This is a genomic window from Gammaproteobacteria bacterium (assembly GCA_014075255.1).
In the GTDB taxonomy this organism is placed as follows: domain Bacteria; phylum Pseudomonadota; class Gammaproteobacteria; order UBA4575; family UBA4575; genus JABDMD01.
This window is the reverse complement of sequence record CP046178.1, coordinates 1156407-1181245: the sequence shown is the minus strand read 5'-3', so window position 1 is coordinate 1181245 and position 24839 is coordinate 1156407. Positions and strand designations below refer to the sequence as shown.

The 24839-nt window shown below is 39.8% G+C and carries 25 protein-coding genes; 14 read left to right on the top strand and 11 right to left on the bottom strand.

The window, feature by feature from the left end:
• Positions 1-2 precede the first annotated feature (2 nt).
• A complete protein-coding gene (locus GKR92_06065) occupies positions 3-1208 on the top strand; it encodes a sodium:proton antiporter (GenBank protein ID QMU61282.1) in 1206 nt (401 codons plus the stop codon).
• 2 nt (positions 1209-1210) lie between these two features.
• Here the strand turns inward: GKR92_06065 and GKR92_06060 are convergent, their stop codons facing one another.
• Positions 1211-1651 carry a hypothetical protein gene (locus GKR92_06060; protein QMU61281.1) on the bottom strand — a complete coding sequence of 147 codons (441 nt, stop codon included), beginning with the start codon at positions 1649-1651 and terminating at the stop codon, positions 1211-1213.
• Positions 1652-1709: 58 nt separating this feature from the next.
• A complete protein-coding gene (locus GKR92_06055) occupies positions 1710-2498 on the bottom strand; it encodes an SDR family oxidoreductase (protein ID QMU61280.1) in 789 nt (262 codons plus the stop codon).
• Between the two features lie 205 nt (positions 2499-2703).
• Here GKR92_06055 and GKR92_06050 point away from each other — a divergent pair, with 205 nt between their 5' ends.
• From GKR92_06050 to GKR92_06035, 4 genes are read left to right on the top strand one after another with little or no spacing between them, the layout of a single operon-like run.
• The gene (locus GKR92_06050; protein QMU62731.1) at positions 2704-4818 is read left to right on the top strand and encodes a peptide ABC transporter substrate-binding protein; all 2115 of its coding nucleotides are present in this window, start codon (positions 2704-2706) and stop codon (positions 4816-4818) included.
• Positions 4815-5792 (top strand): ABC transporter permease subunit, encoded by a 978-nt coding sequence (locus GKR92_06045; GenBank protein ID QMU61279.1) that lies wholly within the window; start codon positions 4815-4817, stop codon positions 5790-5792. Before GKR92_06050 ends, GKR92_06045 begins: the two co-directional genes overlap by 4 nt.
• 19 nt (positions 5793-5811) lie before the next feature.
• On the top strand, positions 5812-7224 hold the full coding sequence (locus tag GKR92_06040) for an ABC transporter permease subunit (protein ID QMU61278.1): 1413 nt from the start codon (positions 5812-5814) through the stop codon (positions 7222-7224).
• Positions 7225-7252: 28 nt separating this feature from the next.
• Positions 7253-8938, top strand: coding sequence for a dipeptide ABC transporter ATP-binding protein (locus GKR92_06035; GenBank protein QMU62730.1), 1686 nt, complete (start codon positions 7253-7255; stop codon positions 8936-8938).
• A 28-nt stretch (positions 8939-8966) separates the two neighbouring features.
• Here GKR92_06035 and GKR92_06030 read toward each other — a convergent pair whose 3' ends face one another.
• From GKR92_06030 to GKR92_06010, 5 genes are all read right to left on the bottom strand, one after another.
• A complete protein-coding gene (locus tag GKR92_06030) occupies positions 8967-9476 on the bottom strand; it encodes a GNAT family N-acetyltransferase (GenBank protein QMU61277.1) in 510 nt (169 codons plus the stop codon).
• Between the two features lie 262 nt (positions 9477-9738).
• Positions 9739-10635 carry an FHA domain-containing protein gene (locus GKR92_06025; GenBank protein ID QMU61276.1) on the bottom strand — a complete coding sequence of 299 codons (897 nt, stop codon included), beginning with the start codon at positions 10633-10635 and terminating at the stop codon, positions 9739-9741.
• Positions 10636-10638: 3 nt separating this feature from the next.
• Positions 10639-11466 carry a Stp1/IreP family PP2C-type Ser/Thr phosphatase gene (locus tag GKR92_06020; protein QMU61275.1) on the bottom strand — a complete coding sequence of 276 codons (828 nt, stop codon included), beginning with the start codon at positions 11464-11466 and terminating at the stop codon, positions 10639-10641.
• Positions 11463-12980 (bottom strand): protein kinase, encoded by a 1518-nt coding sequence (locus GKR92_06015; protein ID QMU61274.1) that lies wholly within the window; start codon positions 12978-12980, stop codon positions 11463-11465. Before GKR92_06015 ends, GKR92_06020 begins: the two co-directional genes overlap by 4 nt.
• A gap of 359 nt (positions 12981-13339) precedes the next feature.
• Positions 13340-14734 carry a transglycosylase SLT domain-containing protein gene (locus tag GKR92_06010; protein ID QMU61273.1) on the bottom strand — a complete coding sequence of 465 codons (1395 nt, stop codon included), beginning with the start codon at positions 14732-14734 and terminating at the stop codon, positions 13340-13342.
• A 135-nt stretch (positions 14735-14869) separates the two neighbouring features.
• Here GKR92_06010 and GKR92_06005 point away from each other — a divergent pair, with 135 nt between their 5' ends.
• The 4 genes from GKR92_06005 (at position 14870) to GKR92_05990 (ending at position 17167) form a co-directional block, all read left to right on the top strand.
• On the top strand, positions 14870-15643 hold the full coding sequence (locus tag GKR92_06005; protein QMU61272.1) for a methyltransferase domain-containing protein: 774 nt from the start codon (positions 14870-14872) through the stop codon (positions 15641-15643).
• Entirely contained in the window at positions 15624-16067 is a 444-nt protein-coding gene (rnhA, locus tag GKR92_06000) for a ribonuclease HI (GenBank protein ID QMU61271.1), read from the top strand. Before GKR92_06005 ends, rnhA begins: the two co-directional genes overlap by 20 nt.
• A gap of 27 nt (positions 16068-16094) precedes the next feature.
• Positions 16095-16802, top strand: coding sequence for a DNA polymerase III subunit epsilon (gene dnaQ / locus GKR92_05995; protein ID QMU61270.1), 708 nt, complete (start codon positions 16095-16097; stop codon positions 16800-16802).
• Between the two features lie 137 nt (positions 16803-16939).
• Entirely contained in the window at positions 16940-17167 is a 228-nt protein-coding gene (locus GKR92_05990) for a hypothetical protein (protein ID QMU61269.1), read from the top strand.
• A 76-nt stretch (positions 17168-17243) separates the two neighbouring features.
• Here GKR92_05990 and smpB read toward each other — a convergent pair whose 3' ends face one another.
• Positions 17244-17717, bottom strand: a complete 474-nt coding sequence (smpB, locus tag GKR92_05985) for an SsrA-binding protein SmpB (GenBank protein ID QMU61268.1) — start codon at positions 17715-17717, stop codon at positions 17244-17246.
• A 122-nt stretch (positions 17718-17839) separates the two neighbouring features.
• On the opposite strand from smpB, the gene GKR92_05980 reads away from it, so the two are divergent.
• The 4 genes from GKR92_05980 (at position 17840) to GKR92_05965 (ending at position 20451) form a co-directional block, all read left to right on the top strand.
• The gene (locus GKR92_05980; protein ID QMU61267.1) at positions 17840-19237 is read left to right on the top strand and encodes a sodium-dependent transporter; all 1398 of its coding nucleotides are present in this window, start codon (positions 17840-17842) and stop codon (positions 19235-19237) included.
• A 9-nt stretch (positions 19238-19246) separates the two neighbouring features.
• On the top strand, positions 19247-19678 hold the full coding sequence (locus tag GKR92_05975; protein QMU61266.1) for a ubiquinone-binding protein: 432 nt from the start codon (positions 19247-19249) through the stop codon (positions 19676-19678).
• The gene (locus GKR92_05970; GenBank protein ID QMU61265.1) at positions 19671-19961 is read left to right on the top strand and encodes an RnfH family protein; all 291 of its coding nucleotides are present in this window, start codon (positions 19671-19673) and stop codon (positions 19959-19961) included. Before GKR92_05975 ends, GKR92_05970 begins: the two co-directional genes overlap by 8 nt.
• A 61-nt stretch (positions 19962-20022) precedes the next feature.
• Positions 20023-20451 carry a DUF3617 family protein gene (locus GKR92_05965; GenBank protein ID QMU61264.1) on the top strand — a complete coding sequence of 143 codons (429 nt, stop codon included), beginning with the start codon at positions 20023-20025 and terminating at the stop codon, positions 20449-20451.
• Positions 20452-20463: 12 nt separating this feature from the next.
• Here the strand turns inward: GKR92_05965 and bamE are convergent, their stop codons facing one another.
• The 3 genes from bamE to GKR92_05950 are packed head-to-tail and all read right to left on the bottom strand — an operon-like array spanning position 20464 to position 23556.
• The gene (gene bamE, locus GKR92_05960) at positions 20464-20964 is read right to left on the bottom strand and encodes an outer membrane protein assembly factor BamE (GenBank protein ID QMU61263.1); all 501 of its coding nucleotides are present in this window, start codon (positions 20962-20964) and stop codon (positions 20464-20466) included.
• A gap of 3 nt (positions 20965-20967) precedes the next feature.
• The gene (recN, locus tag GKR92_05955) at positions 20968-22641 is read right to left on the bottom strand and encodes a DNA repair protein RecN (GenBank protein ID QMU61262.1); all 1674 of its coding nucleotides are present in this window, start codon (positions 22639-22641) and stop codon (positions 20968-20970) included.
• A gap of 24 nt (positions 22642-22665) precedes the next feature.
• Complete coding sequence (locus GKR92_05950; protein QMU61261.1) at positions 22666-23556, bottom strand: NAD(+) kinase; 891 nt, start codon at positions 23554-23556, stop codon at positions 22666-22668.
• Between the two features lie 180 nt (positions 23557-23736).
• Between GKR92_05950 and hrcA the strand changes: the two genes are divergently transcribed.
• Entirely contained in the window at positions 23737-24792 is a 1056-nt protein-coding gene (hrcA, locus tag GKR92_05945) for a heat-inducible transcriptional repressor HrcA (GenBank protein QMU61260.1), read from the top strand.
• Positions 24793-24839 lie beyond the last annotated feature (47 nt).

Genomic DNA, 24839 nt, shown 5'->3' with positions numbered 1-24839 from the left:
AAATGATAATTTCTGTCACAGGCCAGATTCTTATATTAAGTGGATTAACTATTGTTGGGCTATTAGTTAATCGTATATTAAAACTTGAGTTAACACTTTCTTGTGCACTGGTGGGTTTGTTAATGGGCTTGAGTCTTGAGTTTATTAATATAGATACCGGTGTTCGCGCGTATAATCTTCAGGACATTATATTCTTTATTGTTTTGCCAGTGCTGATTTTTGAAGCCGCTTGGAATCTCAAACTAAGTTTATTAAAAAAATGGGTTATTCCAGTCTTGGTGTTAGCCATTGTTGGTGTATTAATTAGTTGTGTTGTAACTGCGGCGCTCATTTACTTAGGTATTGGCCACTCTGCAGGTTTCCCTTGGATAGCAGCACTGCTAACTGGCGCTATTCTTGCTGCAACGGACCCTGTAGCGGTAATTTCTCAACTGCATGCAAACAATGCGCCCGATGATTTAACTACCTTGTTTGAAGGTGAGAGTTTGTTTAATGATGCTGCGGGGATTGTGTTATTTACGATTGTATTGGGTTTTGCAACTCAAACTTGGCCAGAAGGATCAAACTATATAGGTTACTTTGCATCTGTATTTTTTGGAGGCATTGTTGTGGGTTTGCTGGTGGGGTTGTTAGCATCATTGGTTATTGTTTTTATTTCAAACTCAACTGCAAGCAAATTTATTTTAGTACTTACGGCTTTTGCAAGTTTTTATTGTGCAGAACATCTTTTTCATGTCTCTGGAATACTGGCCGTTACTATTGCAGCATTGACTACACGATTTACATTAGACAAAGCAGACGCTGCTCTGACTAAAGGTATTGGAGAAACATGGGAGTGGTTGGGATTATTTTTTAACAGTTTTCTGTTTGTGTTGATGGGGCTGGTAGTAACATTAAATATGTTTTCCGAGCGTTGGCTTGCAATAATAATTGCGATTGTCGCTTCACTCATTGCAAGAATGGTTGCGGTAATAATTTGTAGTTTAGTCACAAAACCGTTAGAAAATAATATTTCAATGGGCTGGCAAATTCTTCTAGTGTGGGGTGGGATGCGTGGTGCAATCGCGATTGCGTTAGTATTGTCATTACCAACAACGTTACCTTACTGGTGGACGATACAGTCAGCAGTATTTGGTGTTGTTGTGTTTAGTATGATTGTGCAAGGCACAACCAATGCTGCGTTGATAAAAAAGTATGGATGTTCCTAGCATTAAACAATAATATTGTTAGCCTGTATTTTTTTCGAGTATACATATAAAAATACAGCCACTAAAAATATCGCAGCACTAAATACTAGTGAAAATGGATCGCCCATGATTTCAATGCCATTTGTAAAAGCATAGATGTAAATGGTGTTGAGTGTCATGCATATCAAAGAAATTAAAAATGTGCATACTGCTAATTTATTTCTTAGCAACAAGAGAATGCAGCCTAGCATACCACCCCAAACTGCAATGGCCCACAAAGCTACAGACCAAGAGGGAAAGCTATAAAAATATTCAAGTTGTTCAGGGGTGAACATCTTCATATAAGCTTCGTTTTTAGATTGCGACATGACGTAGTCGAATGCTCCCATTGCATTCCATAAAAGCGCAATTACACCGATTACCCATAGATGCCACGGAGCAGGTGTTTGAATAGATTCAGGCAAGTGACATCTCCTTCTCTTGCTTCCATGCAGTCGTGCAGTTTCTGCACTTGCGTTTTTCTTAACGGCCGTACCCAGACATCCCTACAATATTAAATCCTGCATCGACATAGGTAATTTCACCAGTGATTCCGCTAGCTAAATCAGAGCATAAGAATGCAGCAGTGTTACCCACTTCTTGGATGGTTACGTTTTTACGTAGCGGGGCATTTTCTTCTACGTGATCAAGCATTTTTCTGAAATCACTAATTCCGGCTGCGGCAAGGGTGCGAATTGGGCCCGCGGAAATGCCGTTAACTCGTATACCATCAGGACCTAAGGCATAGGCCATGTAGCGAATATTGGCCTCTAAACTGGCCTTGGCGAGGCCCATAACATTGTAATTAGGCATGGCGCGTACGGAGCCCATATAAGTAAGTGAAACAATGGCGCCATTGGTTCCTTTCATCATGGGTCTAGCCGCTTTTGCTAGAGCGGTGAGGCTGTAGCTGCTGATGTCATGCGCTATTTTTGAGCCTTCTCGGGTGGTGAGGTCTACAAAGTCTCCAGCTAATTCTTCTTTAGGAGCAAATGCGGCAGAGTGGACTACAATATCGAGACTATCCCAAGATTTGCCTAACTCAGTGAATAATTGGGTTATATCGTCATCATTTCCAAGGTCACAGGGTAAGGTAATTTTAGCCCCACATTCGGCTGCAAACTTTTCAACACGACCTTGAAGCTTTTCGTTTTGGTAGGTAAAGGCTAATTCGGCACCTTCGCGTTTCATTGCTTCAGCGATGCCCCAAGCGATTGAGCGGTTACTTGCTATGCCGACGATTAAGGCGCGTTTTCCTGCTAAAAATCCCATGTTGTATTCCGATTTATATTTTCGTAGAGGTTAAAAGTTGTACTGTTAGTCTTGTTAAGACTGAACTACATTTACTGCTAAACAGTCTATAATACTGCCACTCAATTTACGTTTAAGGGAAGAATAATCTTTAACTGTTAGATTATCATAAACTCATCACGTGAGCAGTCGTTCAGCAATTCTAATTATTACCTTCACAGCGTTTTTGCTTAACGCATGTAGTGAGGGTGTATGGAATAATCCTTATCCTAGTGATCGCCAAGGTGATACAGCAAACGTTATCTATTCTTCGTTTAGTGAACGACCTAAACGCTTAGATCCTGTTAGTTCATACAGTTCTAATGAATACCAATTTATAGCGCAAATATATGAGCCACCATTGCAATATCATTATTTATTGCGCCCGTACACATTGGTTCCACTTACGGCTTCTCGGTTGCCTGAGGTGCGTTATTTTGGTGAGAACGAAGTGCTGGTGGATGAAAACGCAATAGATAGTATTCAGTTTTCAGAATATACAATCAAAATAAATAAAGGTATTCAATTTCAACCTCATCCTGCATTTGCAAAAAATGACGAGGGAAATTCGGTTAATTTAAATTTAATTGAAAAAGATTTAGAAGAAATCCATACGTTAAGTGATTTTGAAGCAACAGGTTCACGAGAGCTCACTGCTGAAGATTATGTGTATCAAATTAAAAGAGTAGCGAGTCCTTATTTGCATTCCCCCATTGCAGGCGTAATGCGTGAATACATTGTTGGCTTTGACGAGTTTCGTAAACAAGCCAGTGAGATATATCCAAATCCAAATGAAGGTTGGCAAGATCTACGAGATATTAAACTCACGGGGGTGTCTGTAGTAGATCGTTATACATATCGAGTTCGAATTAAAGGCAAGTATCCACAACTAGTTTATTGGATGGCAATGCCGTTCTTTGCTCCTATGCCATGGGAAGCTGAAAAGTTTTATGCGCAAGATGGTATGGAGGAACGCAATATTTCTCTCAATTGGTATCCAGTTGGTACCGGGCCATACATGTTGACGGAAAACAATCCAAACTTGCGCATGGTGATGGAAAAGAATCCTAACTTTCATGATGAGCGTTATCCTTCCGAAGGTGAGACAGAAGACCGAGAGAATGGGTTGCTAAAAGATGCGGGGAAACGTCTGCCATTGGTAGATAAAGCGGTTTACAGCTTAGAAAAAGAAACTATTCCGTATTGGAGCAAGTTTTTGCAAGGCTATTACGATGCTTCTAGTGTGTCTTCGGATAGTTTTGATCAGGCTATTCAATTTGGTTCGGGTGGCGACTTGCAGTTAACAGAATTAATGCAAGAGAAAGGTATCCAGCTCGCAACAGCGGTTACGACTTCTATTCTTTATATGGGCTTTAATATGATTGATCCTGTTGTAGGGGGTGAGTCAGAACAATCTCGGTTGTTGCGCCGTGCGATATCTATTGCTGTTGATTACGAAGAATACATTTCTATTTTTGCGAATGGCCGTGGTGTTGCTGCGCAGAGCCCAATCCCTCCAGGCATATTTGGAAATATAGAGGGTGAAGCAGGTCTTAATCCATTTGTATATGACTGGAAATTTGGCGAACCTAAAAGAAAAGATATTGAGGTTGCCATAGATCTAATGAAGCAAGCAGGTTATGAAGGCGGAATTGATCCGAAAACTAATAAACCTTTGGTGTTAAATTTTGATACACCTTCTGCAGGTCCTGATGCAAAAGCGCAATTAAATTGGATGCGTAAACAATATCAAAAGCTTGGCATACAACTAGTAATACGTGCTACAGACTACAATCGTTTCCAGGAGAAAATGCGTAACGGTACGAGTCAAATATTTCAGTGGGGTTGGAATGCAGATTACCCAGACCCAGAGAATTTCTTTTTCCTTTTATATGGTCCAAATGGGAAGGTAAAGGAGCATGGTGAAAATGCAGCGAATTACGCTAATCCGGAATTCGATCGACTTTTTGAAAAAATGAAAAACATTCAAAACGGACCAGGACGTTTAGCTATTATTAAAGAGATGACAAATCTTGTCCAACAAGATGCGCCTTGGTTATGGGGTTTCCACCCTAAAGCATTTTCTTTGTTTCATGATTGGTACCAAAACGTAAAACCGAATTTAATGGCAAATAATCTTTTGAAATATAAACGTGTGGTAGGTGAAGCGCGGCAAGCTAAACGTGAAGCGTGGAATAAGCCCAATTACTGGCCATTAATATTTATCGGATTATTTTTATTAGCTTCGTTAATACCTGCAGTGATTTCTTTTAGAAAACGTGAGCGGAGCACTTTGAAATGATTGCCTACATTATCCGCCGCATCTTATATGCGATTCCGATTCTTATTGGCGTGAACGTTCTTACATTCTTGTTATTTTTTGTTGTGAATTCTCCAGATGATATGGCGCGTATGTTTTTAGGTCAAAAGCATGTGACGGAAGAACAGATTGAAGATTGGAAATCTGAGCGCGGATATCATCAACCGCTTTTTTATAATGCGGAAGAGGAAGGTGCTGAAAAAATAACAAAAACTATTTTTTACACTAAGTCAGTGCGTTTGTTTGTGTTCGATTTTGGACGTTCAGATAGTGGTAGAGATATTAGCTTTGATATCAGTCAGCGTATGTGGCCAAGTTTAGCGATTGCTGTACCGCAATTAATTATCGGATTGCTGGTAACGATTTCTTTGGCATTGTTGATTGCCTTTTTCCGTGGCACCTATATCGATTATTGGGCAGTAGTGATATGCGTGGCACTAATGTCTATATCAAGTCTGTTTTACATTATTGGTGGGCAATTTGTCATGGGTAAGATATTGCGCGTGGTGCCGATTTCTGGGTTCGAAGATGGTATGTTTGGTATAAAGTTTTTAATCCTACCGGTATTGATTGGTATTGTCGGTGGAATAGGGTCGAGTACGCGTTGGTATCGCACTATATTTCTAGAAGAAATTAATAAAGATTATGTGCGTACAGCACGTGCGAAAGGAATTTCAGAACAAATGGTGCTGTTCAAGCATGTGTTGCGCAATGCAATGATTCCTATTCTTACGGGTGTGGTCGTGATTCTTCCATTGTTATTTATGGGGAGTCTGATTACGGAATCGTTTTTTGGTATACCTGGTTTAGGAAGTTACACTATTGATGCAATTAATAGACAAGATTTTTCTATCGTACGTTCGATGGTTTTCTTGGGTGCTGTTTTGTACATCATTGGCCTACTGTTAACAGATATTTCATACACTGTGGTGGACCCCAGAGTAAGGTTGAACTGATGCTGGGATTTGATTAAATATGTTTGCTAAGCCAGTGTTTTTGATAACGGATGTGCTAATTTTTGTATTAGTGTTTGTTATCTTCGCTTTCTTCATGTACGCCATGCGCAAACCGCACTTGCGTAAACCTTGGAGACAAGTGGTTCGTAGCAAAGCGGGTGTGATCTCGATGATAGTTTTGTTGGTATACATCAGTATCGGTATTCTTGATTCTATGCACTTCCATCCTAAAGTTGAAAACTCTTCAGCGGATATGGAAACTCAATATAGTGGTGAAATACAAAGTGTATTTGATCTTATTGTTGCAGATATTCGCAATAGCACTGAAAAAACTTATTCAGCACCATTCGCGGCGTATTTGTTTGCTAAAGAAACCGTGCAATTAGAGGATGGTACAAAGATGCGCGAGTATCCGCGTCTAACTTGGGGCGGTGTTCATCTAGAAAACCCAGAGCAGGAGAAAAGTGCTGATATTTTACGCTTAGCGGTTGCCGGAATTGTTAAAGCATTCGTAGTTTGGTTGGTGCTGATGGTGTTGCTGTGTCTGATTATGTCGGTTCGCACTAAGAAATTATTTTCTACTGTAATTAAAAATATCTCGTGTGGTGAATCAGATATTCCATGGCGCACTATTGCGGCTACTTTGGCCGCCTTGTTGGCAATTTTATTAGTGGGGGCGGAGTGGGCCACTAAATATCATGTTTTAGGTACAGATAAAGTTGGGGAAGATGTTTTATACCAAGCTTTAAAGAGTATTCGCACAGGTGTTGTAATTGGCACGTTAACAACATTATTAATGTTACCGTTTGCGATTACACTGGGAATTATGGCGGGTTATTTCCGTGGTTGGATTGATGATGTTATTCAATATCTGTACACGACTTTGAATTCTATTCCTGGAGTATTATTAATTGCTGCAGCAGTTCTGATGTTAAATGTTTACATGGGTAAACATGCAGAAGAGTTTGCTAGCCTTACCCAGCGCGCAGATCTGCGTTTATTGTTCTTGTGTCTTATTTTGGGTCTAACTAGCTGGACAGGTTTATGTCGATTATTACGTGCTGAAACACTTAAGTTGCGAGAAGTAGACTTTGTTCAAGCGGCATCTGCATTTGGTGTTGGGCCAGCGCAAACTATATTCCGCCATATTTTGCCTAATATGATGCATATCGTTTTGATTACCATAGTGCTTGATTTTAGCGGATTAGTTTTAGCTGAGGCGGTGTTGTCTTACATCAATATAGGAGTCGATCCAACCATGAATAGTTGGGGCAATATGATTAACAGTGCGCGACTTGAAATGGCACGGGAGCCTGTAGTGTGGTGGTCTCTAGCGGCTTCATTGTTCTTTATGTTCACGATGGTGTTATTTGCGAATTTATTTGCGGATGTCGTGCGTGATGCATTAGACCCTAGAATTGCCAAGTCATAATAGCTAAACAATAAATGTGTCTGAGAATATGTCAACTTTAGGTAAACAACCAAAATCATCTCCGCTATTGCGAATTGAGAATTTAAGTACTGTTTTTGAATCAGGAGGTCGCAAGCTTACGGTAGTGGATAGTGTGAGTTTTGAAGTGAATGAAGGTGAAACATTCGCATTGGTAGGTGAATCAGGAAGTGGTAAATCTATTACTGCATTGTCTACGATACGCTTGCTTCCAGAAACTGCACGTGTAACGACGGGTTCAGTTCATTTTGGTAGTCAAGATTTATTGTCACTTCCGGAGCGAGAAATGCGCGATATTCGAGGTAGCGGCATTTCAATGATTTTTCAAGAGCCGATGACTTCATTAAATCCAGTGGTCAAAGTCGGCAAGCAAATATCAGAAGTGTTGATTCGTCATAAGGGGATGACTAAAGCGCAAGCAAGGCAACGAGCATTAGATTTATTGGATGCAGTGAATATTAAGAATCCTGCACATACCATAGATACGTTTGCACACGAGTTATCTGGCGGCATGAAGCAACGCGTAATGATTGCGATCGCCTTAGCCTGTGAACCAAAGTTATTAATTGCTGATGAGCCAACCACTGCGTTAGATGTAACCATTCAAGCACGCGTATTGGACTTGATTAACGAACTGCAACAGAAATTTAAAATGGCCATTTTGTTTATTACTCATGATTTAGGCGTGGTGAAGCAGGTAGCAGATCACGTAGCGGTGATGAAGCAAGGCAAGATTGTCGAGCAATCGAGTAATGAAATATTTTTCTCTAATCCTCAGCATGATTATAGCTGGGATTTATTTTCGGCTTTGCCAGCAATGGAGAAGCGCGGCAAGCCTTTGTTGGCAGCCAATAAAACTGAAAAAACTGTAGGCCAACAGGTCACAGCAAAAGACAGCTTGCGTGTTACAGATTTAAAAGTACATTTCCCGATCAAGAAAGGAATATTTAAGCGTACCGTTGGCCATGTGAAGGCGGTTGATGGTGTTTCGCTAGAAATCCCACCAGGACAAACCGTTGCACTCGTGGGTGAGTCGGGAAGTGGCAAGACTACTGTTGGTAAAGGCATATTGCGTTTAGTGCAACCCACTTCAGGTGAAGTTTTGTACTTAGGGTTGCCAATCCATAAGATTGATAAACAACAGTTACTAGAGCAGCGAACCAATCTGCAAATTGTTTTCCAAGATCCTTATTCTTCTATGAATCCACGCATGCTGATTGGAGACATTATTGAAGAAGGAATGAAAGCACTTAATGTGTTGGCCGATTCCACAGCCCGTAAAAAACGAGTATTGGAGCTTCTAGAACAAGTAGGGCTTTCTAAAGATACGCATTTACGATATCCGCATGAATTTTCGGGTGGGCAACGTCAACGTATCTGTATTGCTAGAGCATTAGCGGTAAATCCTAAAATAATTATTTGTGATGAGCCTACCAGTGCATTAGATGTTTCCGTGCAGGCGCAGATATTAGATCTACTGAATGATTTGCAGGCGCGTTTGGGTATTAGTTATTTGTTTATTACCCATAATATGTCAGTGGTGGCTTATTTTGCAGACCGTGTAGCAGTGATGTATCAAGGTAAAATAGTAGAGGAAGGTGATGTGGTGCAGGTGCTAACTAATCCTCAGCATGAATATACAAAAAAGCTGCTAGCTGCAGTACCTAAGTTAGTGCCACCAGAAAAAGTAGCTTGACTGATTGATTTCAGTGTATAAAAAAGTGTTATAAGTTTGTATCAGAAAGAAGACGCTTGCGAAATATATACTTCACTTCATTGTATTTAGAATCTTTGTATTTAGCTATTTTTTCCCAATTGTTAGCTTCATAAAATTCATATGCTTTTGTGTTTTTCTCAAAACTTTCAAGTGCAATGACGTGGTGATTTTCAAACAAGAGACCTTCGCAGTGTTGAAGCAATATTGTTCCAAGTCCTTGGCGATGATGATCTGAATCAATCACCATAAAATCTATTACGTTATCAATGCATACAGAAAAGCCAAGAATATTATTATCCTGATGTAATGACCAAGTATTATTAATATTAGTATTTAAGTATGTCTCAAGATGACCACTTTCTAGGTAGTGATCAACCGATACATCATCAAGAAAGTATCGATAACTATGATCTATAGTTTTTTTTGCAATCTTTCGTATTCGTTTTAGATCAGACGTATCAATGTGTTTAAATGTTGTATTCACAGTATTTTCATACGCACATAATTTACAAAATATCTAAGAATATCGGCTTATTTTCAATTTTCTTTACTGAGATAGGATGTGAACTTGTAAATTAATGCAAAGCATTGATTTCTAGAACTAAGATTAATCCCAGAATATCACCAGATGTTACTAAAATTGATTTGACTGCTGATTTCAGCTAGTTCAGAAGTATTAAGTGACCCCTAACGGTCGAATGTAGATGTTTAGGAAAAGAAGGCTTTTAACTGAAAAGCATGTTCGGATGCATCTCTTGCAGACACAGGTTCGTGCTAGGTTACTCGACGAAAAATTCTAGTTTGATTCCTGCTACATCAATAATGTCGTGATCTTCAATAGGTTCTGCTTTTGCGCCGATCACTTCGCCATTGAGTTTTGATGGAGTATTTTTATTTCCATCAATGTGCATGATGAAGTAGCCAGTATTTCGTTTGGTTATTCCCACAACTGCTATGTCAGGTTTCCCCACTGTGGTTAAAGATTTGTCTAGCGCAATTTCTTTGCCACTATTTTTCCCGTTCAGTATTTGAATACGACCAATACTTGAAGAGGGAGGTTGTGAGTTTATTTGAATATCATCTACGTCACTAGATATAGAACTTTCTACAGGGTTGGATGATATGGCCTTCTCAAATTTTCTACTCGTAGTTTCTTTGCTGCGTGAATCATCAATTTCGTTGTTGTTATCTTCGTTTGTTTGGTCTGAAGAATCCGCTACATTTTCGTCAGTAGCACGAGGGTCACACATTGCATCTTCAAGCTGGTTAATTTGATGCTCTAAAGCTTGCAGGTCTTGCTCTTCTTTAAGTGCATTCTTTCTCTCAGTAGTGGCAGTCATAATCAGTGTTTTTTCAAATTCACTGTTAGCTGAACTAGATGCTAAGTGATTCACATACTTGATTCGATGATTGCCAATATCGATGATATCGCCATCTTTGAGCGCATGTTTTTTGACAATTTTTGAGTTCACAAAAGTGCCATTGGTACTATCTAGGTCTTCTAAAAAACAATCATCTAGTACGGTACTGATTTGTGAATGGTATCCACTGATGCCTAAGTTATCTAGACATAGATCGTTATCCGTACGTCTGCCAATAGTGATGATCTCTTTTTCAATTGGGATCTCATCAACGATTTTTTCATCAAGACTTATAATTAGTTTTGGTGTGCTCATAATCTATTTCGACAATAATTTACCGAATTTTGATTTCCAGTTTTTCTTGCCTGGGAATTCTTTATTTGGTTGTGCTAACAAAACCGAGACATTGTCACGGCCACCGTTATCATTAGCTATGGCGACAAGTTTGTCAGCTAACTTATCTAGATTGTCTCTAAAGGCTGTTACGGTTGCATGAATTTCCTGATCATCGACCATGTCTGTCAGACCATCGGAGCACAAAAGGTAGATGTCACCAGGCATTGCTAAGTCTTCTTTAATGTCAACCGCTATGCTGCCTTCGATGCCTAATGCACGTGTAACTAGGTTTTTATTTAACGAGGTATTGGCTTCTTCTTGTGTGTAGAAGCCGCGATCTACAAGTTCTTGTAATAATGTATGGTCTACGGTGATTTGTTGTAATTTGCCATCGCGGAAGCGATACATTCTAGAGTCACCAACATGAGCAATAGTGATTTGGTTATCGTAAAAAATACCCATTACTAAGGTTGTTCCCATGCCGCGATATTGCGCTTCATTGCTACTCATGGAAAAAATAGCTTCGTTTGCTTTAACCACAGAATTTCTAGCCGCTAAACTTTCTTTTGTGTAACCCGTTTGCTCGTCAATTTCACCAGGAGGAAGATCTGGTATTGATGAGCGCAATTCTTCAAGAATCGTGTTTACCGCTATTTCACTTGCGACTTCGCCACTCTTATAGCCTCCCATGCCATCGGCAAGAACTACTAAACCTATTTCTTGGTCTTCACCAATCTTGTCTTCATTGTTTGTTCGCACTAACCCCACATTAGAACGGCCTGCGATTTCTAGTGTACCTTTGAGATTCATAAACTATCTAACATCATCTCGCATTCGCGTAATTTGTTGGCCATGCTTGCAGCAGATTGGAATCGTTTGTCTGGTGCTTTTTCGAGTGCTTTGTTTACGGTCCAGGCTATGCATGATGGTGTGCTAGGGTTGATTTCAGAAATATCTTTATGTTGTTCTTGTGTGATAGAGCGCATCAACTCAGCCATTGTTTTTGGTCGGAACGGTGGCGAGCCTGTTAATAGATGGTATAGGGTTACTCCCAATGAATACAGGTCTGAACGTGCATCTAACCTTTCACCAGCCAGTTGTTCTGGCGACATATATAAGGGTGTGCCTAAAATGGATCCAGCACGCGTTCTAGTTGAATCAGGAATTCTTGCTATACCAAAGTCTGTAAGCTTAACGTAATCATCGGTTTGGTTATAGATGATATTTGCTGGTTTGATGTCCCTGTGGATAAGATCTTGTTTATGAGAATAAGCGAGGGCATCCGCGCATTGAGCTATGATTTTTAACACGGTTTTGGGGTGTAGTAAGCTATCTGCGCGTGCGTAACCTCGCAGATTGATCCCCGCAACATATTCCATAGCAATATAAGCAAAACCATCAGTTTCGCCGCTATCGAGAATTTTTACTATATTGGGGTGGCTTAAATTGCCAGCAGTTTCGATTTCTCTATGAAAACGAAATTTATATTCTTCTAGCTGATTGGCTTCCAGTTCTGATGATAGGTTGAGAACCTTGATGGCGATAATTTGATCAGTGACAATGTCTTTACCTTTAAATACAGCCCCCGTGGTGCCTTGGCCTAATGCGTTTTTAACTTTATAACGGCTACCATAAAGTGTTGGGTACTCACTTAATTCATCATACAGTACGGCTTCTTTTTCTGGCTCTTGCTCCGGAGCTACAATTATGGTTTTTCCTGAAGCAATTGTCTTATCGCTTATCGTTGGCTGCGATTGTATAACGGGTTCTGGAGTTATTTTTTCTGGAGTTTCTTTTTGTAAAATTTCTTTATTTGGGTTTTCATTGGCAACAAAATTTCCAGGTATTGTATCTCCATTGAAAAATGCAATGCGTTCCTGCACATCTTTAAAGTTAGGTTCAAAAGTTGAGATAAATTCAAATGTTTTTTTAGCGTTTTTTGGTTCACCTTTGATTTGAAAATCAGTTGCTAAGTTATACAACAAGTTAGCCGTGTCGTGGTTATGTGCGCATTGCTTAAACTTTTCAAATGCTAAGTTTAACTGTCCTAAGCCTTGCAGCTTAAGTCCTACACTGCGTTGATTATTGCGAGATTCAAATCGGCTGGCTGCATCTGTTTGTGATGTGTCTGATATACCTTTGCTAGACGAATCCATAAAAGCCCAAGCGAGCGCGACCATTGAGATTAAAGAGATGACGGCAACTTGGGTGACTAAGATTGGTGGTTGAGTCACCCAAAGAAATATGGCGGTTAACACTGAAACCAATAGGCTTAGCGCAAACCATGTTGAATTGATTTTATTTTCTCTAAGCATGTATAGCATGATGCTTATTCAAGTCTGGTGCTCGACTTATTTGCACATCCATTTGTTCCATGAGTTATCGATGACTTTTCCTGGTAGATTAATTGCCAGCCAGGGTTAGTTATTCCAAAACACATCCAAGCAATTACCTATTTACTAGGCATCTCTAAGGTGCTGATTTCCATACCAAGTGTATTGGCATTACAAGGCTTTGGAGCATACTACAGACCCTGCTAAGGCGACTATATGCGCTGGCCTAGAGTGCGACGAGTTATCGTATTTTAGGGACGTAAGTCATTAAAATCAGTGAATTATGTGATATTCCTTCCATTTTGAAGGCTATAGAAGCTAGTGAGATGAGATGCTAGGAGGCGGTGATCTTAATCTACTAAGATGGTTTCGCCAGGTTGAAGCGGCTTATCGGCGCTGCGACCGTTAATCTCAAACAATCTTTTAACTGTGGTGTTGTTACGATTTGCGATTTTCCAAAAGCTATCACCCATGGCGACAACGTAGATGTAAGGTTCATCGACGGTTCTGCCGGGCTTAACGTGAGTGCGATTAGGTTTGGGCGTAGCTTGCGCCGCAATTTGTTTATGAGATGTTTGGCGAAGTGGTATTACTAAATTACGTCCTGCAACTATTTTATTATTCTGCATGTTGTTTGCTTCGCGCAAGGCGCCAATAGTGGTGCCATATCGTCTCGCTATTCCACTTAGCGACTCGCCGCGATTAATTCTATGATTTGCCCATGTAGGTTGAGGTGCTTCTTGCATGTTATCTATAGCAAGCGCTAATAATTCTGCATCACGTTTGGGTACAAGTAAATGGTAGCCTGCTGCGATCGGTGTACTAAGATTTCGTATTGCAGGGTTTAGTAATTTTATCTCAGTTTCGTTGGCATTCGCAGCTTGTATTAATTTTGCAGGTGAGATGCGTTTACTAAGTTTAATAGATTCTAAATAAGCAGTGTCTTCAATTGGGTGCAGCAAAGTGCTACTGAGTTCTTTGTCTTTTATAATTGCGCATAAAGCTAAAATTTTAGGAACGTACTCGCGTGTTTCGCGTGGTAATTTCAAATCCCAGTAAACATCACTGTTGTGAGCGTTGGTTTTTTTCAGTGCATTGATAACACGTTGTGGGCCGGCGTTATACGCAGCGAGTGCAAGTAACCAATCTTCATCAAATTTGCTGTACATTTGTTCAAGATAATCGAGTGCTGCAGAAGTGGATGCGTAAACATCATGACGGCCGTCGTAGCCTACTGAACGTTTTAAGCCAAGGTCTTTGGCTGTGTACGGCATAATTTGCCATAGTCCTTCGGCGCGCGCGCGCGAACGAGCTCTAGGGTAATAACCACTCTCAACTATCGGTAAGATAGCGAGTTCTGCGGGCATATTTCGATTTTCAATTTCACTTAAAACGAAGTGAATAAAGGGCTCAGAGCGTTTGGTTACTCTCTCTAAATATTTGCTTTTGTCTAAAAACTTATCTTTTTGCTGAACAACATGTGGGTGATCATATGAATTCGTTAAGGCAAATTTATTTTCAAAATGTTGCCATATGAGATGATGGTTTCTAGTATTGGCTAGTACATTATTATCTAGAGTATCGCTAAGTAGTGGTGGACTAATAAAATCTGCTTTTTGGACTAATGCATCCGCATTTTCGGATACTGCGGGGTTGTCAAATTCGGTGTTTGTTGGAGAGTGTGTGCAAGCTACTACAGAGAAAGTCAAGAGTACTATAGCTAGACTGTTCTTGTGCTCCTTCATGGCCGCGAAGCATAAAGAGACAATATAAATAGATCAACTATTAAATTTAGTGGGATTTTTGCTAACCATAATGAGGCTCTGATCTAGTATGAAAAGTTTGCGTTCCAAGCATCTGTTTTAAGGTAGAATTAATACATGGAAGAATCCGTGCTTTTTAATTCGGCTAAATATACACAACAATTACAGGGGTGGTATGAAACACCTGCAGGACAAAATTTATACAAAGACTTATTAATTAAGTTAGATAAGTTGTTGCCGAGTTTGTTTGGTTACCATGCATTGCAAATTGGTGGTTTAGCGGATGAGATAGATCTAATTTCTAGTAGTAAGATTGGGCAAAAAATATACATGACCTTAAATACTGAGCAAGGTAATGTTGCTGCCACGCCACTAGCTTTGCCGTTTCCGCAAAATACTTTAGATTTAATTGTTTTACCTCATACATTAGATATTTCACCTAAGCCGCACCAGGTGCTGCGTGAGATTCATCGTGTACTTATTTCTGAAGGACACTTAGTAATAATTGGTTTTAATCCATTTAGCATGATGGGCTTGAGTAAACTGGTATTTATGCGCAGTCAGCGGGCACCCTGGGCAGCTCATTTCTATACACAAAGAAGGTTGAAAGATTGGCTTTCGCTATTAGGTTTTAAAGTTATGACGATTGAGCATGTAGGTTTACAACCACCCATTCAGAATTTGCGTTTTCAACAACGGATGCAGTTTTTGAGTAAAGCTGAGAAAGTGGGTTTAGGACGTTTAGGCGGGTTGCAGATATTTATAGCGAAGAAGCGTGAGCTTACACTGACACCTATACCGCAGCCATGGAAGCCGCGACGTCGTATGATTCCGGTGAATGTCACTGAACCTACCGCCAGGCAGAGTAAATATGTCCGAAAATCGAGTTGAGATCTTTACCGATGGTGCTTGCAGGGGCAATCCAGGTCCGGGTGGCTGGGGTGCAATACTTCGCTATGCTAACAAAGAGACTCGTATAAACGGGGCATCAAAAGAGACAACAAATAATCGAATGGAATTACAAGCGGTAATTTCTGCATTTGAAAAGCTAACTAAATCTTGTGCCGTTCATGTCACCACCGATTCAAGATACGTTATGGATGGCATTCAACAGTGGCTGGCAAATTGGAAAAGTAATGGTTGGAAAACGGCTGCAAAAAAACCTGTAAAGAATGAAGACTTATGGAAACAGTTAGATAAATTAGTTGAACAACATAATGTTACTTGGGAGTGGGTCAAAGGGCATAGTGGCCACACTGAAAACGAACAAGTAGATCAATTGGCAAATGATGCGATTGATAATCTGTTATTGTAGATTTTTTTAAAACATACACATTTTGATATGCGACAAGTTGTACTCGACACAGAGACTACGGGCCTAGAAGTTTCACAAGGGCATCGAATTATTGAAATTGGCTGTGTAGAAGTTTTGCATCGTCGCACAACGGACCAATTGTTCCACCAATTTCTAAATCCCGAGCGTGAAATTGATGCAGGCGCACAAGAAGTACATGGTATATCGCTCGATTTTCTTGCTGACAAGCCAAAGTTTGCAAGTATCGCTGATGACTTTATAGAATTTGTCGCTGATGCTGAATTAATTATTCACAATGCCAGTTTTGATGTGGGTTTCATTAATGCTGAACTTAAAAAAATGGGACATCGCATTACTGATATCAATAGTTGCTGCAAAGTCATTGATTCACTTGGCATGGCAAGAAAAATGCACCCCGGGCAAAAAAATAATTTAGATGCCTTATGTAAGCGTTACGAGATTGATAACTCTCATAGAGAGCTGCATGGCGCTTTGCTTGATGCGCAAATTCTTGCAGATGTGTATCTTGCCTTAACCGGTGGGCAAACTACCCTTAGTTTGGCGGCAAATGCAGATTCTGCGAGCAAACGAAATAGTGCGCAAGCTGGACTTGATGCTAATCGTGAAGCATTGAAAGTAATTTATGCTAGTGATGAGGAGTTACAGGCGCATGATGCTTTTTTGAACAAGATTCAGCAGGAAAGTGAGGCGGGCTGCGTCTGGTCGAAAGATTAGCATGAATAATCAATGCGAATATTTCGTAAACGGTTGCTGACTAGCTCGAATTTCGTTACATTTTGCCAAGTCTTAATTTACACAATTTTGCACAACCCCAAGAATCAACCCAAGGATAAACTATGTGGAGATATCTAATGTTACCTAAGTTTTTAGTATGTATTTCATTTGCCGTAACGCTATTGCTTACAGCTTGTGGTGATGACGGTGGTTCTGCAAGTGGAAAATGGGTGGGAGAAGTGTATGCGAGCTCTAACTCAAAGACTTCAACGGTAGTAGGTGAATTTGGTTCTTACTCTGATTGTTTGGAGGCCACTCAAAAAGAATCTAAGTCTGGTATTTTTAACTGCGGAGTAAAAAACTAACTAAAAGAAACATTTATAACATACAGCATAGAATCTAATTTATGCTGTAGTAAGGTGTCACATAAAGTTAGTTAATTCATTTGCCAAGTTTTAACAGTCGTTGCTTATCACGCTGCCAATCTCTTTCCTTAATACTGGCACGTTTATCTTGTTTTTGTTTTCCTTTGGCAAGACCGATTTCTAGTTTTGCCTTGCCCTTTTTCCAGTACATGGATAATGGTACGAGTGTGAAACCTTTGCGATCTACAGCACCAATTAATCTCGCCAGTTCTTTTTTGTGCATGAGTAGCTTGCGAATACGGGTAGGGTCCGCTACTTTGTGGGTAGAAACTGAAGGTAGAGGACTTATATGTGCGCCCTGTAACCAAGCTTCCATATTTTTTACTAGCACATAACTTTCTTTTAATTGTACACTTTTTGACCGCAAGCTTTTGACTTCCCAGCCCTCTAAAACCAGTCCAACCTCAATTTTTTCTTCGATAAAGTAATCGTGTCGGGCTTTTTTATTAACTGCAATAGAGTTATCTGATTTATGCTTAGGCTTTGCCATGTGGCTATTATGGTGTATTTAACATAAGCATTCGATGGCAATTTTTAGCTATAAGAATTACTTGCGATAACCTCTTGTTCATTTTGTAAATGATCACAAGTTTATAATGAAATAAAAAAGCTATGGCAACAGTAAGAACCTCAATACATGGATACTGGTCTTCACGCTTTGCGTTTGTGCTAGCGGCGGCAGGCTCTGCAGTGGGCCTAGGAAATATTTGGAAATTCCCCTATATGGTGGGTGAAAATGGCGGTGGTGCATTTGTGCTTCTGTATTTGTTATGTATCGCTTTATTTGGAATACCAGTCATGATGTCTGAAGTATTGTTGGGGCGTCGCGGCAGAAGTAGTCCTGTGAATACTATGACGATTCTTGCGGAAGAAGAAAAGCGTAGTAGTGCATGGCGTTTACTAGGTTTGCTAGGCGTCTTGGCTGGTTTCTTAATCCTTTCTTACTACAGTGTGATTGCAGGTTGGGCATTAGCGTATGTAATCGAAACTGCAACCGGTACGTTTTCAGGAGTAACGAGTGAACAAGCTGGTGAAGTGTTTAGTAATTTAATTTCTAATCCACGACGTTTATTATTTTGGCATAGCGTATTTATCTTTCTCACTATGGTAATTGTAGTAAGAGGAGTGAGTAAAGGTTTAGAAACTGCTGTTCGTATTTTAATGCCAGCCTTGTTTATTCTGATTTTTATTATGATTGGTTATGCCATGTTGCACGGAGATTTCATAGAGAGCTTGAAATTTTTATTTGCTCCCGATTTTTCCAAACTAAGTCCAGAAGTTGTGTTGAAAGCAATGGGCCAGGCATTTTTTAGCCTAAGTTTGGGTATGGGTGCCATCATGATGTATGGCTCTTATTTGCCGGATGATGCATCGATTGCGACCACTAGTTTTCAGGTTGCGCTTGCAGATACATTGGTGGCAATTTTAGCAGGTTTAGCTATTTTTCCTATCGTGTTTGTAAATGGCTTAGAAGCAGGGCAAGGGCCAGGTTTAATTTTTAATACACTTCCATTGGCATTTGGTCAGATGACTGGCGGATTATTTTTCGGCACATTATTTTTTATCTTACTTGTATTCGCAGCATGGACTTCTGCGATATCGTTAATTGAACCAGCAGTGGCTTGGTTGGTCGAGAAATTTACAATTTCTCGTGCAAAATCTTCAATAATTTGTGGATTAGTGGCTTGGACAGTTGGTTTAGGGACGGTCTATTCGTTTAATAGTTGGAAAAAAATTGAAGTATTTAATGGCACCTTCTTGGAAGGAAAGTCTTTTTTCGACATACTTGATTATTTAACTTCAAATATTATGCTTCCCTTGGGTGGCATTTTGATTTGTATTTTTGCTGCATGGATAATGTCAGAAAAATCACGACGTGAAGAACTAAAAATCAAACACGAAGGTGCATATAAGCTATGGCGTATTTTAGCTAGGTATATTACGCCGATTGGAGTGATTCTTATCTTTTTGCATGTGCTGGGTATTCTTGAGAAATTCAATCTAACATAACGTTCTTTTATGACTCATGTTCAGCGTAGTGCATTGCTGCCATATTCTGCGGCGCAAATTTTCAAACTAGTCAATGATGTGGATTCATATCCTGAATTTGTTCCCTGGTGTGTGCAGTGTACTGTACATAGTGATAGTGGAAATGAAAAACAAGCAACTATGAGTTTTGCAAAACGTGGTATCAATGCATCCGTCACAACCTGCAATGAGCTAGAAATAGATAAAAAAATTACAATGCGTTTATTAAAAGGCCCATTTAAGCACTTAGTAGGTACATGGGTATTTTATGAATTAGATAAACACTCATGCAAGGTCGAATTGGATATGCAGTACTCGTTTTCAAATCGCTTATACGCACTTACATTTGGACCGATCTTTAATCAAGTTGCAAATAAATTAGTGTCTGCATTTACTGAAAGGGCTCAGCAGTTATATGGATAGTGAGCAGAATATAAGGGTTACAGTGGTTTACGCATTAAGTGATCATCAGGAATTAATAATGGTGAAGCTTCCTGAAAATAGTACCGTTGAACAAGCCATAAACGAGTCAGGCATTTTGCAGAAATACAGTGAAATTGACATTGTAAAAAATGCGGTTGGTATTTACGGGAAAGTCGTACAAAATACACAGATACTGCATGATCAAGATCGAGTAGAGATTTATCGACAGCTTACTATTGATCCAATGCATGCACGCCGCAGACGTGCAGAGCTGCAAAACTAATAGATGTTGAAGTATTGCTGTAATATATGATTAGTAAATTAAACTAGAATAAGGCTTTTCCATGTCAAATAATTTATGTAAAGCGTTCTTAATGGCGTCTCTATATTTCACTTCAGTTTTCGCAGCTTTGGTTAATGCTGAAGACATGAGTATTGACCCCGGCTTATGGGAAATTAAAAGTCAGGTTACAAGCCCAGCTGGCACACAAGAAGATGTTGCTCAAGAGTGTATACAAGAGTCTGAATTCTCTCCTGAGAGCATGATGGATGCCGCCGCTGGTTGTACAGTAACGGATTCCAGTACTGATGCTTCATCTATGCAGTGGTCAATTAACTGTGTAAACCAAGGTGTCACGATGACTGGAACTGGCCATGCAGAGTCCTCTGGAGACTCACTCACTGGTGGAATGAATATGAATGCAGACTTCAATGGTCAGCAAATGACGATGTCTACTACGTGGGAAGGTAAGCGAGTAGGGGATTGTCAGTAATTACGTTGAGGTTTAATTTTCAAGGTTTTTATTTTCTTCTAGTACATCTTCTAAATTATCAGCTTGTTTTTCAATTTCTTCTAATTTTTCTCGGTCTTTTTTGCTTAAGTCTTCTTTCTTTTCCTCCTTATTTTCTTTATTCGCATTGTCAGTGTCTTTGTCTGTGGAGGCATCGAGCGAATCGCTTTCTAAAATATTATGTCTATTTATGTCGATCACTTCGTCACGATCAAATTTTAGTGTGAGTTGTCTTCGTTCTTGTTCGCCATAGCCGGGTATAAATAAATATATATAGTCCCAACGATCTGGGTGAAAGCTATCTGTAATTATTGGGCTGCCAAGTACGTATCGCACTTGTTCTTTGTTCATGCCTATTTTAACTTTATCAACCATTTCAGCATCTAACGCATTGCCTTGTTGCACGTCAATTTTATGCACTGTGAGCAATTTGTTTTGGCAAGCCAGCAATAATGTTATTGATAATATGTAGGTTAAGGTTTTTAAATGTTTCATTTTTTATAATTTGCTTTGACGGAGCATCTCTTCGGCATGCTCTTGTGTATTCTTTGTTAGCTCTACCCCGCCTAACATGCGCGCTATTTCTTCAATGCGTTCATCTTCTGCCAAGTGAGAAATTTTAGTGGCTATGGATTCATTTTTTTCAAATTTATTCACTTTATAATGGTGATGAGATTGTGCAGCAACCTGAGGTAAGTGTGTCACACAAAATACTTGTGCATTATTACCTAATTTGCGTAGGTGTTTGCCAACAATTTCTGCAGTCGCTCCGCCCACGCCGGTATCGACTTCATCAAAGATAAGGGTAGGGATTTTTAAATTATTTGAAGTTGCCATTTGTATGGCAAGACTAAGTCTGGAAAGTTCACCGCCTGAAGCCACCTTGTTTAGCATTCGCAGTGGCTGTCCGGGGTTGGTGCTGACTAAAAATTGTATTTCATCTAGGCCGTTTAGGGATAGTTCTGGAGTTTTTTTGGGTTCCACGTTTATATGAAAGCGACCACCTTGCATACCTAGTGCTTGCATAGATTCGGTTATTTTTTCATTAAGTTCATTTGCGGCTTTCTTTCTCGCACTGCTGATCTTTTTGGCAGTAGTGCGATACAACTGTTCTGCTTCTTGCATAGAGACTTTAATTTTTTCAGGATCATCGTGACCACTTTCAATGCTATTCAATTCCTCTTTAATTGAGACATGCATAGCTACTAGTTGATTAGGCTTAACCTTGTGTTTGCGAGAAATTTCCTCTACTGCAGTAATGCGGTCTTCAAGTAATTGTAGTTCTTGTGGGTTAGATGAAATTTTTTCTGAGTAATTTCGTAAACTGTTTGCGACTTCTTTGATTTGTATATGGATGCTACGTAATGCTTCTAGTGGTTCATTTAGTTTATTGTCAATGGCCGCATACTTTTCGGCATCATTAATTAACGAGCTTAGTGAATCATAAATCGAATTCTCATTGTCACCGGGAAGTTGTTGTGAGATGCGCATGCTATTTTCATTGAGATCTTTTGAATTGTTTAATAATGTGAACTTTTCATTGATCTCGTTAAATTCATCAGTTTTTAAATTTAGCTCTTCTAATTCGTGGTATTGATAACGCAACAAATCTAATTTGGCGCGAGTATCAGCTTGATTGTTTTCTGCTGATTGCAGCTGGTTTTTTAAACTTTGCCAACGTCGAAAAACTGTAGCTAATTCCTCGATATGTTTACTATTACTGGCATAACCATCTAATAGTTGGCGCTGCATATCTAAGCGCATAAGTGATTGGTGCTCATGTTGACCATAAACATCAACAAATAAATTGCCAAGACTGCGAAGTGCAGTTACTGAAGATGGGCTGCTGTTTATATAAGCTTTTGATTTTCCATCCTTGCTAATTACGCGGCGTAATACACATTCTTCGCCATCATCAAGATCGTGTTCTTTAAGCCAGGTTACGGCTTCTGCTGAACTACCGGCATCAATAGTGGCTACTACTTCTACATTTTCATTTTCGATTCGTGCAACAGAACGGTCGGCACGATTTCCTAAAGTAAGATTAAGCGCATCTATTATAATTGATTTGCCCGCACCAGTTTCACCTGTTAATACACTCATGCCATTATGAAAATCCAGCTCTAACTCATCAATGATTGCAAAGTTTTTAATGAAAATAGATTTTAGCATTGGCTTGCTGAAAACTGCTGAAGCTTAGCTGTGATTATTGTCTGGAGAGGTGCTCCAGCGCAATTTTTCACGTAGCACATCAAAGTAGTCGTAGTCTTTGGGTTGTATTAGTCGTAAAGCTTGTTTTCCTTTTTCAATCATGATCGTATCATTTGGCATGAAATCCATATCAATTTGACCATCGATAGAAGCGAGTGCGGTATGACGGCTTCCTTCCGGCAATAAAATTTCAACCTTACTGTTGGCATCCACCACTATAGGTCGGTTACTTAATGTATGGGGACATATTGGCACTAACACAATTGTATCGGTATTTGGGTGTAGAATTGGGCCGCCACCGGATAAAGCATAAGCAGTTGAACCAGTAGGGGTGGCGACAATATAGCCATCTGCGCGCAATGTATTTACATGGTTATTATTAACGCGTGTTTCCAATTCAATCATGCGCACCATTTGTTTTGCATGTACGACAACATCGTTAATGGCACAACATGATCCGATTGACTTGCCATCACGTATTAAACTGGCTTGTAAAACTAATCGTTTTTCTTCTATGTAATCGCCGGCAAGAATTTTACCTAGTTGTTTTTCAATTTCGTTTGGACTTATGTCTGCAAGAAATCCTAGACGTCCTAAATTAATACCGAGCAGGGGAATTTCTTTTTGAATTAAACTGTGTGCAGCATGCAAAATTGTGCCATCTCCTCCTACGACTATGACAAGTTCACTATTGGATGCAATTTCATCAATGCTAGAGGCTTTTATAGGCTCACTCGTTAAAAACGTAGTCGATACAGGGTCGGCACAGATCTCTAGCGATTGGCTGTGAAGATATTGATATAAAGATTGAACCGTAGACGCAATGGCAGAATCGTCTGGTTTGGAAATTATACCGATTTTGGAAAACTGGCTCACGAGTGGTCTATGTCTTTGATTTTTTTTAAAGCTATCATGGATCTAGTGCGTACACCATGGTCTGCCACACCTGTATGCAGGCTTCTTGACATGTATAGGGTGGGCTGCAATGATTATTTGGCACTCTCTTATATTGAGTGCTAAATCTATCCATTGGTTATATATGCTGCTTTTTAATCTATGAGTCCTAATGACGATTTCAACAGCTCTTTAAATGAGCGTGCGCAACGTTTGCTAAAAGTGTTGGTGCAAAGCTATATCACTGATGGTCAGCCGATGGGCTCGCGGAATTTGGCAAAAATGTCTGCATTAGATATCAGTCCAGCAACCGTACGTAATGTAATGGCAGATCTGGAAGATATGGGCTTTGTTGAAGCGCCACATACCTCTGCGGGGCGTATACCCACAACAAGAGGATATCGTCTGTTTGTCGATACCATGTTGACAGTGCAACCTCTAACAACAGATTTGGTAACTCGGGTTTCAAAAGATCTTAAATCAAACTTAAGTATGAGTGGTTTAGTTGAAAGTGCCTCTGGGTTGCTTTCAGGATTAACCAGTATGGCAGGTGTCGTTACTTTGCCCAAGCATGACCGTGTTGAGTTACGACAAATTGAATTTTTACCATTATCGGATCAACGCGTACTTGCGATTTTAATTGTTAATCAAAAAGAAGTTCAAAATCGCATCATTCACACTGACAGAGAATACAGTCCTTCGGAATTGGAACAAGCCGCTAATTATTTGAATGAGCTATGTGCCGGGCAAGACTTGGTGATGGCGCGGCAGAAAATATTGCAGGAACTAGATCATGTGCGTGAGAACATGAATGAGTTGATGCGATCGGCAGTAGAAATGGGTGAAAAAGTTTTTTCTGACACGAGTTCTGGCGAGCCAGACTACGTGGTTGTAGGTCAAACCAACCTGATGGAATATGAAGAGCTCTCCGACATATATAAGTTACGCGGTTTGTTTGATGCTTTTAGTCAAAAGCGAGAATTTTTACATTTATTAGATCGGTGTATATGTGCAGAAGGAGTGCAAATATTTATTGGTCAGGAGTCAGGTTATAAGGCATTGGATGATTGTAGTGTGGTGACTTCGCCCTACACCGTTGATGATGAAATTATGGGTGTGTTAGCAGTGGTAGGGCCTACGCGCATGTCTTACGAAAGAGTAATACCCATTGTTGATCTAACTGCTAAGCTTCTTGGTGAAGCCCTAAATGCTAAATAAGCACACTAAAAATTAAATAATAATACTTGAATATTTAGAATTAGCCT